Below are 12,494 nucleotides of genomic sequence, written 5' to 3' on the forward strand. Positions count from 1 at the left end.
CCTGCGGAAGGCTGCCGGCTGCAGTTTACGCTGGGCAGCGATAAACAACGGCGGCCCATTGCCCGTCAGCTGAAAATGATTGAGCCCGCTGCTAAAATCTTACCGCCACCAGAGCCCGAGTTTGTTGATCTTGACTACGCGCAGGATGTCGCTCTGTATTTTCGCTGCGCGTTTCTGGTGTTGGTGGTTATTGCCCTGCTGTTTGGCACCCTGCCTTATGTGCTACCCATTCTGTATATCGAAGCAAGTTTATTTACTTACTGGCTGTACCGGGCCGATAAAGCGGCGGCAATTGCCCGCCAGCGGCAACGGCTGCCAGAGCAAAGTTTACAATTATTCAGCCTGATTGGCGGCTGGCCAGGCGCCTTACTGGCCCAGAAGAAACTGTCGCATAAAAGGCGTAAATTCTTGTTTCAGAGAGAATTTCTGCTTGTTATTATCGGTAATGGTATTTTGCTTATCTGGTTATTATCACAGCACGGTCAGTTATTTCTCGGCCGGCTGGCGCTGTGGTCCTGAGCCCTTTTACCAATCTGGCCTTTGCGGCTCAGTGCTTAACTGCCCGACCGGTCCCGGCCGTCCCAGCAGGTAGCCCTGAAACTGCTGGCACCCCAGTTTGCGCAGCGCCAGGTATTGCTGTCTGGTCTCAACCCCTTCGGCAATTACCGCCAGCTCCAGACTATTACCCAATGCCAGGATAGTTCTGATAATCGCTTCATCGCTAGGGTCAACCAGTAAGTCCCGCACAAAGCTACCGTCAATTTTTAACTGATTAAGCGGCAAGCGCTTTAAATAACTGAGCGACGAGTAGCCGGTGCCAAAATCATCCAGCGAAAACCTGACGCCCATCCTGCCGAGTTGCTGCATTTTGGCAATAACAGCTTCAACATCTTCCAATAGCTGGGTTTCTGTCAGTTCCAGCACCAGATTTTCCGGATTTGCCCCCGTTCGCTGTAACGTATCATGTACCAGTTGCACAAAGTCGACATCGTGCAGCTGGCGGACACTTAAGTTGACCGCCAGATGCCAACCGGCTTTTTCCGGATCCTGCTGCCAGTCAGCCAGTTGCTGACAGCTTTGTTGCAATACCCAGGCACCTATCGGCAGAATTAAACCACTGTCCTCTGCCAGCGGAATAAACTCAGCCGGCGATACCGGACCTAACTCTTCATCAAACCAGCGCAACAGCACCTCGGCGCCCAATACCTTACCATCACTGTGGTACTGTGGCTGATAATACAAACTGAATTGATCCAGGCTTAGGGCCTTGCGTAATCCGGTTTGCAGGGCAGAACGCGCCAGCGCTTTGGCCTGCAGTTGGCTGTCATAAAAACTGTAACGGTTGCGGCCGCGGTTTTTCGCATCATACATCGCCAAATCGGCCCGTTGCAGCAGCTCATCGACATTGTCCGCATCACTGAACATGGCAATGCCGATACTGGCACTGATGCTGTAGCTACGATCGCCCAGCTGAAAAGGCTGGCTCAGTATATCCATCAGCTTCATGGCCAGCAGCTCTACCCGTTGAGAGGCTAAATCAGGCCGGGGCTGCAGCTCAGCCAGCAATACCACAAATTCATCGCCACCAAACCGGGCCAGCGTATCGCTTTTGCGCAGCTGTGCCCCAAGCCGGCTGGCGACCTGACTAAGCAGCTCATCACCGACGGCGTGGCCTAAGGTATCATTTAAATCTTTAAAATGGTCCAAATCTATAAAGAGTACAGCGCCCTGGCAGGGCATCCGGTCTACCAGATTAAAGGCCTGCTCCAGTCTTTCCAGCAGCAAACGACGGTTAGGCAATGACGTTAACGCATCATAAAACGCCAGCTGATGAATGGCTGCCTGATTCTGCTTAAGTTCGGTGATATCAGTGGAAATGCCACACAGGGCATAAATATTGCCGCTGGCATCGCGCAGCGGCAACTTGACCGATAAATAGACATGCTCGGCGCTACCGTCAGCCATCCGGTTAGTTTCTTCTTCAACCACCCGCTCACCGCCGGCCAGCACCCGTTGATCATTCAGCTGCAACTGGCTGATGGTTTTCGCATCAAAAAATAAGCTGTCGGTATGGCCGATAATCTGCTCCGGCGGGCGGCCAAACAATCTGGCAACTTTGTCGTTGACGTACTGATAACGGCGGCGGGTATCTTTAATATAGATATTGGCATCAACACTGTTCAGAATGGTGGTCAGCCGATCCTGGCTCAGCTGCAACTCGTCAAGCTGCTGTTTACTGCGCTTTAGGTACCAGAGCAGCGCCATCACGCTAAGCAGCAACAATACAGTCGCCAGTACCGACCAGATCAGCAGCAGCGACAGCTTTTGCTCTGCGCTGGTACCGGGTTTATTCCAGCGGTGAATTGTTTGAAAATAAAACGATTGTGGATCAGCCTGCCATAATTGCAGCTGCTGCTCAATGCTTTGCAAAACCGGCAGATTACGGCCCTTTGCGGTCGCGTAAAACAACTCGACCGGGTCAAATCGTAACAGATTAGCCTGTAGCTGAAATTCCGCAGCCCGGTTATCACCAAACAAATGGTTGGCTACCGCCACATCAGCCCCGCCGGCGGCCACCAGATTAAACGCCGCCTGCAGCGATTTAACGCCGTGTAATGTCAGGTTCAGCTGCTGTTGCTGGCTGTAATTCTGAAGATAATGGTATTGTGAGCTGTCCTGCAGTACGGCCACTCTCAGCCCCGCCAGCTGAGCCAGTTCCTGAATGTGATGCTCTGGCAGACTGTATAAGCGTGACCAGCTGTAAAGCACCGGCGTCTGATGAAAACTCATCTGCTGTGCCCGCTCTTCAGTAAAGGCCACATCCGGCATAATATCGATATCGCCACTTGCCAGCAGCGCCAGACAGTACGCCCAGTCACAGCTTACCGGTTTTAACTGCCAGTTATGCTGTTTTGCCATCTGCGTTAACAGATCGCCGAAGATCCCGGTGGGCATGCCATCGGCACTGACTACAATTTTCGGCGGGTTCTGATAAATACCGACCACCAGTGGTCTGCTGGCCTTTGCAGGCTGCTCACTGGCGGCTGGACAAAAAACTAACCCACTGGCAGCACACAGCAACACAGCCGTTAACCGGGCAACACAGCGCATAAGTATGTCACTTATTAATTATTCTGTTATTGAGCTTACTGCAGGCAGCTTAAATTGCAAATGGTGGTGCCAGACCCATTGCCTTAGTGCCGTGGTCACAGGTTATACCTTAAAAATGACCCCGCGCCGGTAACACCAGTGCATCAGCAGATAAGATAACAGCAGAAAAACCAGGGCGAACGCCAGTGAGCCATTCAGATCACCAAACAGCGGTTGGAACAGCTGCTTAAATAACCAGCCTTTGAGCAGCTCATCCCCAACCGGGATCATAACCAGCAAGCGGGAACTGATGCCAGCCAGCATAAAAAACAGAATAGCATTGGCACCAAATACCACAAAAGGGGCGCTCCAGCGCCGCCAGCGTTTGATATCACACAACCAGATACAGGCTGCCAGCGCAATCGCACAGTAACCACTACTTAACAACACAAAACTCGGGGTCCACAGGTTTTTATTAATCGGTAAACTGAAATGCCATAACTCAGCCAGCCAGACCGCCACCACCCCTGCCAGCAGCAAGCCGCGAATTTTCTGTGCCAGGCTGCGTTCAGTCTGTAACCACTGGCCCAGCAGTACCCCGCTTAAGCAGCTGGCGGTGGCCGGTAAGGTTGACCAGATACCTTCAGGGTCGAAGGCAAAGGGGGTGGCGGTGCGGTAATACACATGAGCAGCACCCAGCACTGTATGATCAAGCCAGGCAGCAAAGTTATTGCCAGATTCAAGCAGACCGCTGAAACGGTTTCCCTGGCTGTCCTGATACGGCAGATACCACATGGCGAACAGATAAACAGCACTAAGCCCGCACAGCCAGGCAAGCCGCCCGCGGGTGCCACAGTACAGCACAATTAGCACCGTCAGAACGTACACCAGACCAATCCGTTGCAGTACGCCAAGCCAGCGCAGCGACTGCAGTTTCTGCTGAAGATAACCGGCTGCCGGATCGGCAACACTAAAGTAAAATAATGCCAGAAACAAACCCAGTCCAATCAGCTTCAGGCTGCGCCCGGCAGCATGGCCAATTAGCTGCCGCCGGCTCTGCTGCCGCCGGTGTTGCAGGCTCAGTTGCAGCGATATGCCGACAATGACAATAAAAAACGGGAAAATCAGATCAGTTATGGTCCAGCCGTGCCAAGGCGCATGGCGCAGCGGCCCGTAGACATAATTCCAGCTACCCGGGTTATTGACCAGAATCATGGCGGTAATGGTTAATCCGCGCAATACATCCAGCGCCAGCAGCCGCTGCGCCGGCAAGGCAGCCAGAATGGCATCACAATGGGCTTTAAGTGCTGCCAGCATTAATGCGCCGGCCCGTGTTTAGCAGGCGCTGACCGCTCAGCTGCTGATTTAACGGTGACCGGTAACTGCCCGCCTGGCTTAACCTGACCAAGCAGCACCCGGGCCAGCGCGGTGTACGTGGCGCCCGGGAAGCCGGCAGCAATGGCCTCATCCTCACTGTTATAGGCATAGCTTGCCAGACTGATATCAGCATACTGGCCATACACAGCAGCATCGTAAGGCGCACGCAGGCTAAGGTAAACATGCGGGATTTTTAACTGCGCCACCTGGCGTAACAGGGCAAGTAAGTCTTGCTGCTGGCGCTGATAACGGGCCGCTAATGGCCCGAGCGCACTGACATCATCCATGCCGCCTATTTCAGCCAGCGACGGCATCGGCGTAATAAAACCACTGATCACCACGTCGCTCTTTGCCAGCAGTGCAGCCGCTCCGGTCAGGTCATCCTGCAGTAAACTGAGGCTCTGAATATTAAGCGTCTGCTGGCTTTGTTGCTGCAATGCCAGGCTAAGCGCCGCGGCTTTATTACTGTCGGGCATAATCAGCAGGATTTTTTTGCCGATCAAACTGGGCAGTGCTGCCTGATTATCACCAGCCGTTCGTGGTATCCGGGTAATCGCCGCCTGGGCCAGCGCCAGTTCGGCCTGGCGGTGCGCCTGACTGCCAAGCAGCCGTTCAGCGCGGGCCAGTTGTTCAGCAGCCGTACTCTTGGGCAGCAGCGGGTATTGCTGCTTCAGCCTGCTGATCCGCTGATAGGATGCCAGCAACTCGGTTTTATTCAGCCGGCCATCGGCAACGGCCTGCTCCAGTGCTTTTAACAATGCGGCTAAATCGGCCAGTTCAGCCGGGCTTTGCAGTTTCACCGGCATCAGCGCAATATCGGCCCCGGCGGCAAACGTCTGAATAACCGCATCGTGCGGACTGAAAAAATGGCTGATCCCAGCCATATCCAGCGCGTCGGTAACAATCAGCCCCTGATAACCCAGCTGCTGTCGCAGTAAGTCATGCAGAATTGCCCGTGATAAGGTGGCCGGCTTCAGCATCTGCTGACCGTCTTTCGCGGTAAAGGTGCTGCTGTCCAGTGCCGGATACTGAATATGGGCGGTCATAATCATACCCGGCTGCTGCTTGTTGATAATTTCTGTAAACGGCAGTAAATCAACCTGATCAATCTGCTCGCGGCTATGTTCTACCCGCGGTAAGCCTAAATGGCTGTCGACATGAGTATCACCATGGCCCGGAAAATGTTTCAGCGCTGCAATCACCCCACGCTGCTGCATTGCCGCTGTCATCGCAGCGCCCAGCTCTGCGACGACAGCAGGGCTTTCAGCAAAAGACCGGACATTAATCACCGGGTTATCCGGGTTAACGTTAACGTCGACGGTCGGGGCAAAGTTAACATTAATGCCAAGGGCCAACAACTCGTCGGCCATGATAGTGCCGGCCACAGTAGCAAAATGATTACCATGCTCTGGATAGGTGGCGCCAATCGCCATATTGCCACTGAATGAGGTGGCCAGCTGCCTCGGCAAACGGGCTACCCGGCCGCCTTCCTGATCAATACTGATAAATAACGGCTGCTTTAACGTGGATCGCGCTGCGGCTTGTTGTAATTGCCGGTTCAGGCCAATAATCTGCTGACTGTCTTGCAGGTTTTCCGCAAACAAAATGACGCCGCCAATATCATACTGGCTAATCAGCTTTGCCAGCTCAGCAGGCAGGCTGGTTAACGGCGTACGGCATTTACCAGCGGCGGTAGGCTCTGGGCAGTAATAGCGTAAGTCAAGCATCAGCTTCTGGCCGAGCATCTGCCGGACACTGGGCTGCGCCTCTGTTGCTGCGGCGCTGGTTGTCTGTGCCTGGCTATTCATTGCCAGCATCCCAGACCAGATAAACCATAAGATAACTCCCCAATGCCTGGCACATTGCCATCCGTATTGCTGATCTGACACACTGTGTACTCCACTTATGCTAAGGTAACCTCTGACAAGTAACAGCGAGCAGTAAAACAAAAAAACTGCCGGGCCGCCAGTAGCGGCGGGCCCTATAATAAAAATTAACAGCACGACGCTGCTTTGGGAATTCAGCCATGCAATTGACGGTATTAGACTGGACGGTATTTTTTGGTTATTTCCTGCTGCTGGCAATGGTGGCATTCTGGGTAAACCGGCGCCGGGCCGATACCAGCAGCGATTATTTTCTCGGTGGCAATACCATGCCACCTTTTCTGGTAGCCATCTCGGTGCTGGCCACCTCGCAATCTGCCGCCACCTTTCTCGGCGGCCCCGACATGGGCTTTCGGGGTAATTTAACGTATCTGGCGACCAATATCGGCGCTATTATTGCCAGTTTGCTGGTCATTAAATGGCTGATCCCCCGCTATTACGAGCTGAAAGTCACCACCGTTTACGAACTTTTGGAAAACCGGTTTAATGCCACCGCAAAAAACCATGCCGGAAAAATGTATCTGTTTGGTCGGGTTTTTGCCAGTGGTGCCAGGCTTTACATGGCAGCACTGGCTGTGGCCATGCTGTTGTTTAACAATATTGAGCCACATAGTGTGATCAGTGCTATCGGTGTGCTGGCAGTTATCGGCCTGGCCTGCACCATGGCCGGCGGTATCCGTTCGGTTATTTATACCGATGCGATGCAGTGCGCCGTCTATGTCACTGCGGCACTGGTGGTGATGGGCTACCTGTACCATAGTTTGCAACTGGACCCGGGGACGTTATACGCCGTACTGAGTGAACCGCTGGCTGATGGCAGCTCCAAATTGCAGCTGTTCGATTTCAGGCTCGATTTCAGCAGCAGCGGCGTCTTTACCGTCTGGTCAGCACTCACCGGTTTCGTGCTGCTCAATGTTGCGGCCTTTGGTCTGGATCAGGATATGACCCAGCGGGTGCTGACCTGTAAAACCGCTGCCGGTGGCGCCAAAGCGCTGTTGTCGTCGGCATTAATGGTTATTCCGGTGATGCTGGTATTCATTGTTATTGGCCTGCTGTTATATGTCTATTATCAGCGCCCGGACGTCATCAGCAACAGTGCCAGCTACACCAGCAGCTTCGCCGGTGAACAGGTAACGGTCTTTATGTATTATGTGTTAAACGAAATGCCATCCGGTTTACGTGGTCTGGTGGTGGTGGGCGTGATTGCTGCAGCCTTATCAACGATCACCTCCGGTTTAAATTCGATGGCGTCGGTGCTGGTGGCAGATATTTATAAGCCCTGGCACGAGCAGCGCCATGCTGCAACCCCAGAGCGGCATTATGTGCGGGCGGGCCAGTGGGCCATGTTATTAACTGCAGTCACTTTATCGGCGATGGCGGTGCTCTGTTTTTACTGGCAGCAGTACTCTGCTATGCCATTGCTGGCCTTTGCGCTCAGTGTAATGGTATTTTCTTACAGTGGTTTGCTTGGCGTGTTTTTTACCGCGCTGTTCAGCAACAGAGGCAACAGCAAAAGTGTTACCGCGGCCCTGTTGGCCGGGTTTAGCGTTACGCTGTTAATGCAACCGTACCTTTTGCAGATGATCAGCCCGACGCTGGCAGCCTGGGATCTCGGCTTCACCTGGCAGTTATGTCTGGGCACCCTGGTTGCCTGGCTGGTTTGCCTCAGTGGCGCGCCCCGGCCCACGGCGTCAGCAACAACATCTAACTATCCGGAGCATTAAATGTATTTACTGGCGGTAGACGGTGGCGGCACGAAAACCCTGGCCAGGCTGCAGCATGCGATCAGCGGCCAGCAATGGCAGGCCGCAGCAGGCCCTGCCCAGCTGACAAATGATCTTGAGCTAGCTATCAGTACCGTGCGCCAGCTTAGCCTGCAACTGTGCCAGCAGGCGGGTATCGGCCTGCATCAGGTCATGGCCTGCATTGGTCTGGCCGGTGCCGGCAACCCCCAATTACACCGTGCTTTTTGTCAGCAGTTGCAGTTGAATTTTGCCGCCTGGCAGCTGACCACTGATGCCCGCACCTCATTATATGGTGCTAACAACGGCCAGCCGGTGGTAATGGTGGCGCTGGGAACCGGCTCGGTCGCGATGCGACTGGACCAGGATGGCAGCGAGCAGCAGGTGGGTGGCTGGGGTTTTACAATTGGTGATGAAGGCGGCGGCGCCTGGCTGGGTAAACTGGCCGTGCGCCAGCTGCTCTGGCAGCTGGACAGTGATGAGGGGCTGACCAGCCCGTTAACCCGGGCGCTCGCCAGCCATTGTGGCGATAATGCCAGCACGGTACTACCCTGGTTAAAGCAAGCTACTGCGGCGGATTTTGCTGCGCTGGCGCCACTGGTGTTCAGTCACCAGCGCTGCCCGCTGGCCCGGCAGATCCTGCAACAGCAGGCGGATGCCATTACCGAACTGATCAGGTGTTGCCGCGGCCAGCGCGAACTTCCCGTGGTATTACTGGGCGGTCTTGCTCAGAGCAGTCAGTCATTGCTAAGCGCTGATATCAAACAGCTGTTGCAGGCGCCCGCTGGCGATGCGCTGGATGGTGGTCTGATCCTGGCAGCCAGGCATCTGGCCCGGACCCGGCCTGCTGATTTATAATCCCAAACAGATAAAGTGAGCATCTGATGAGTCAAACTGAATTACTGCAACAGCTGGCGAATATGAGTACCGAGGCCCGTAACCCCGACTCCGCCGAGCTGGATAAAATGAACAGCCTGGCGATTGTCAGCCTGATTAATCAGGCCGATCATACCGTTGCCCCGGCCATAAAAGCCTGCCTGCCCCAGGTTGCCCGGGCGGTTGATGCCATTGTAGCGGCATTTTCCCGTGGCGGGCGTTTAATTTATGCTGGTGCCGGCACCAGCGGCCGCCTGGGTATTTTAGATGCCGCCGAGTGTCCACCGACCTTCAGTGTGCCGGCAGAGCAGGTAACAGCATTGATTGCCGGTGGCAGCAAAGCGATTCAGCAGGCTGTCGAGGGCGCAGAAGATAGCCCGCAACTGGCTGTGGAGGCGCTGACAGCGATTAACTTTGGCCCCGATGATGTGCTGGTTGGCATTGCCGCCAGTGGTCGCACGCCCTATGTCATGGGCGCACTGGCCCATGGCCGCAAGCTGGGCGCCACCACTGTCGCCATCAGTTGTAATGCCAATGGGCCTGTTCTGGCCGCCGCCGATATCGCCATTTGTGCCGAAGTAGGCCCGGAAGTGCTGACCGGCTCAACCCGGATGAAAGCCGGCACCGCCCAGAAGATGCTGCTTAATATGTTAAGCACCGCCGCCATGGTGCGCAGCGGCAAGGTCTATCAGAACCTGATGGTGGATTTGCATGCCAGTAACCAGAAACTGGAAGCCCGCGCAGTGCGGATTGTGATGCAGGCGACCGATTGCGACAGCGCCACCGCCAATGCCGCACTGTTACAGGCCGGTATGCATGCCAAACTGGCCATCCTGATGATCCTGACCGGCCAGGATGTTGCCAGTTGCCAGCGGGCACTGGCTGATAGCCAGGGGTTCGTCAGTAAAGCACTGGAGCAGCAATAATGCGCCTGCTGCTCAGTATTCTGGCTTTGCTGTGGCTGGCCGGCTGCAACGAAGCCAGCTCTTCGCAGCCGCTAGCTGCGCCAGCGGCCATTAGCCCCGGTGCTGAGCAACTGGCGGTTTATCTGCCATTGCTACAAGGCAAAAGAGTGGGCCTGCTGGTTAACCAGACGTCCTTGGTAGGCGAACAGCATCTGGTCGATGTGCTACTGGCAAATGGCGTGAATATTGTCAGCATTTTTGCGCCGGAGCATGGCTTTCGGGGAGACCATGACGCCGGCGCCAAAGTCAGCTCTGGTATCGACAGTAAAACCGGCCTTCCACTGTTATCGCTGTATGGCGCCAGTAAGGCACCCAGTGCTGACCAGATGCAGGCACTGGATCTGGTTATTTTCGATATCCAGGACGTCGGGGTTCGGTATTACACCTATATCAGCTCAATGCACTACCTGATGCAGGCTGCCGCTGAGCACAATGTGGCGATGCTGGTGCTGGATCGCCCCAACCCGAACGGCCGCTATCTGGATGGCCCGGTACTGGATTTGGCGTTCCAGTCGTTTGTTGGCATGCACCCTATCCCGCTGTTGCATGGCATGACCGTTGGCGAGCTGGCGCTGATGATTAAAGGCGAAGGCTGGATAAACCAGGCCGCGCAGTTACAGCTGACGGTCATTCCGGTCGCCAACTACCAGCGCGATATGCCTTACAGCCTGCCGGTGCCGCCCAGCCCGAATTTACCCAATGATCAGGCTGTTGCGCTCTATCCGTCGCTTGGTTTTTTTGAGGCTACACCGTTAAGCGTCGGTCGGGGCACGCCCTTCCCGTTTCAGGTGCTGGGTTATGACAAGTTCAGTCTCGGAAATTTTGCCTTTACCCCGGTGGCAACCCCCGGCGCGGCGCTGAATCCACCGCTAAAGGATACCCCAAGCACAGGCCAGGATCTGCGCCAGGTAAATGCCGGCGGTTTAGATTTAAATTATCTAATTAACTGGCACCGCTTATTTGCAGCCAATAACGCGACGTTTTTCAGCTCGCCCGGTTTTATGGATAAACTGGCCGGCAGTGCTACCCTGCGACAACAAATTGAACAGGGCTTCACCGAGCAGCAAATCCGGGCCAGCTGGCAAAGCGCCCTTAACGACTTTGCTGGCAAACGCCAGCCCTATTTATTATATGACTGAACATCCTTTGCCTTTGCGGCGGATCACCGCATGCTTTTCAGACCATTAATCTCAACTACACTAAAAGCTGTTTTAACAAACAGGAGTTAAAATGAGTATTAATGTGTTAGCCATTTGCGGCAGCCTGCGGGCAAAATCGACTAACCGGGGCCTGGTACGCTACGCCATGGGTAACTGCCCTGACGGCATGAAAATTCATCTGGCGGATTTAATGGAAGTGCCCTTTTACAATGCCGACCTGGGCGCAAAACCGGCGGCGGTACAAACCCTGCTGCAACAAATGGCCGAAGCAGATGCCCTGCTACTGGCCTGTCCGGAATACAATTATTCGCTGGCACCTGCGTTGAAAAACGCACTCGACTGGGCCTCGCGCGAGCCTGACAATCATTTATTAAGCGGCAAGCCGGTCGCCATTATGGGCTCAGCGGCCGGTATGGGCTCCAGCCGGGCCCAGTACCATTTGCGTCAGGTCTGTGTGTATCTGAACCTGCACCCGCTGAACCAACCCGAAGTGTTTGCCAATGCGTTCAGTGGTGCCTTTGATAACGACGGCGATCTGATTGATCAGAAAATTCAGGCCAATATCCGCAAGCTCTTGGCTGCGCTGCTCAGCTGGCAACAGCGCCTGAACGGAAACAACAACTAATTACCAAGATAGGGGTCTGTCAGGCTGCCATCTGCAAGCCTGACAGGCCGGCCATTAATTACTGCAATGTGCACCTTATTGTCTTTGCTCAGTAAAAACGTCGTGCTCCTGCTGCGCTGCGGCCAACTCGAGTTAACACCGCGCGGGTTTATCGCCACCGGCCAGTCAGAGGTATTCGTCAGTAAGCCGGCATCACCGCTAAAGTGGCTGTAACCATCAGAGAGCAACTGCAGATATTTGTCACGGGTTAACTGCAATGGCGCCGTCAGCGGGTAGGCTTTACCGGCCCGATATGCCATGCCACTGGCATCCAGGCTGTGATAAGCGCCATAAATACGGGCGTCACCTATTTCATCCAGCATAACACTACCCCGGCCATTGCCACCGGCAGTAAAGGCTAAATCGACCCGGGCCAGCACACCGCTACCATCCGCTTTCGGCAGACTAACCTGGCGGATAATTAAATCTTTCATACCACCACTGTTGTTCATTGGAATACTGTTATAGCCACTTAAATCGTAATTACGATAGTGACCGCTGCTAATCAAATCCAGCCAGCGTAAGTACAACTGCACATTTAGCCGGCGCGCAACCTGACGATACGGGTCGTTATAGTTACCTCCTGCTTCCACCAGCACAGTGCTGATGCCCATTCTGGAAAAGGTATCGCCGAACGAGCGCATGGAATACTCGTCATCATAGCGGCCAAGCTGCTCAGGTATCGCTTTATCCAGCAGTGGTTTTACCGCGCTTATCAGCTGCATGGCGGCATGGCG

Annotated in this window: 9 protein-coding genes and 1 pseudogene; 6 read left to right on the plus strand and 4 right to left on the minus strand. The window is 54.6% G+C overall.

Features of this window, described 5'->3' with window-relative positions; genetic code table 11:
* Positions 1-519, plus strand: a 519-nt coding sequence (locus R3177_RS08580; RefSeq protein WP_318970622.1) for a DUF1294 domain-containing protein, incomplete at its 5' end; no start/stop codon positions are given.
* Positions 520-525: 6 nt separating this feature from the next.
* On the opposite strand, the gene R3177_RS08585 is transcribed toward R3177_RS08580, so the two are convergent.
* From R3177_RS08585 to R3177_RS08595, 3 genes are all read right to left on the minus strand, one after another.
* The gene (locus R3177_RS08585) at positions 526-3,111 is read right to left on the minus strand and encodes an EAL domain-containing protein (protein WP_318970623.1); all 2,586 of its coding nucleotides are present in this window, start codon (positions 3,109-3,111) and stop codon (positions 526-528) included.
* 102 nt (positions 3,112-3,213) lie between these two features.
* A complete protein-coding gene (locus R3177_RS08590) occupies positions 3,214-4,407 on the minus strand; it encodes an acyltransferase family protein (protein WP_318970624.1) in 1,194 nt (397 codons plus the stop codon).
* Positions 4,407-6,356, minus strand: coding sequence for a glycoside hydrolase family 3 N-terminal domain-containing protein (locus tag R3177_RS08595; RefSeq protein WP_318970625.1), 1,950 nt, complete (start codon positions 6,354-6,356; stop codon positions 4,407-4,409). The genes R3177_RS08590 and R3177_RS08595 overlap by 1 nt, the downstream gene beginning before the upstream one ends.
* A gap of 137 nt (positions 6,357-6,493) precedes the next feature.
* On the opposite strand from R3177_RS08595, the gene R3177_RS08600 reads away from it, so the two are divergent.
* The 5 genes from R3177_RS08600 to R3177_RS08620 all read left to right on the plus strand — a co-directional run bounded on the left by R3177_RS08600 (position 6,494) and on the right by R3177_RS08620 (position 11,718).
* Complete coding sequence (locus R3177_RS08600) at positions 6,494-8,074, plus strand: sodium:solute symporter (RefSeq protein WP_318970626.1); 1,581 nt, start codon at positions 6,494-6,496, stop codon at positions 8,072-8,074.
* Entirely contained in the window at positions 8,075-8,950 is an 876-nt protein-coding gene (locus R3177_RS08605) for a BadF/BadG/BcrA/BcrD ATPase family protein (RefSeq protein WP_318970627.1), read from the plus strand.
* Between the two features lie 26 nt (positions 8,951-8,976).
* A complete protein-coding gene (gene murQ / locus R3177_RS08610) occupies positions 8,977-9,894 on the plus strand; it encodes an N-acetylmuramic acid 6-phosphate etherase (RefSeq protein WP_318970628.1) in 918 nt (305 codons plus the stop codon).
* Positions 9,894-11,072 (plus strand): DUF1343 domain-containing protein, encoded by a 1,179-nt coding sequence (locus R3177_RS08615; protein WP_318970629.1) that lies wholly within the window; start codon positions 9,894-9,896, stop codon positions 11,070-11,072. Before murQ ends, R3177_RS08615 begins: the two co-directional genes overlap by 1 nt.
* A gap of 91 nt (positions 11,073-11,163) precedes the next feature.
* Entirely contained in the window at positions 11,164-11,718 is a 555-nt protein-coding gene (locus tag R3177_RS08620) for an NAD(P)H-dependent oxidoreductase (RefSeq protein ID WP_318970630.1), read from the plus strand.
* Here R3177_RS08620 and R3177_RS08625 read toward each other — a convergent pair.
* Positions 11,715-12,494, minus strand: a pseudogene (locus R3177_RS08625) (peptidase M14); the annotation flags it as partial. The gene R3177_RS08620 and the pseudogene R3177_RS08625 sit on opposite strands and share 4 nt — an antisense overlap.

Origin of the sequence: Arsukibacterium sp., assembly GCF_033722355.1 — a bacterium.
GTDB lineage: Bacteria > Pseudomonadota > Gammaproteobacteria > Enterobacterales > Alteromonadaceae > Alishewanella.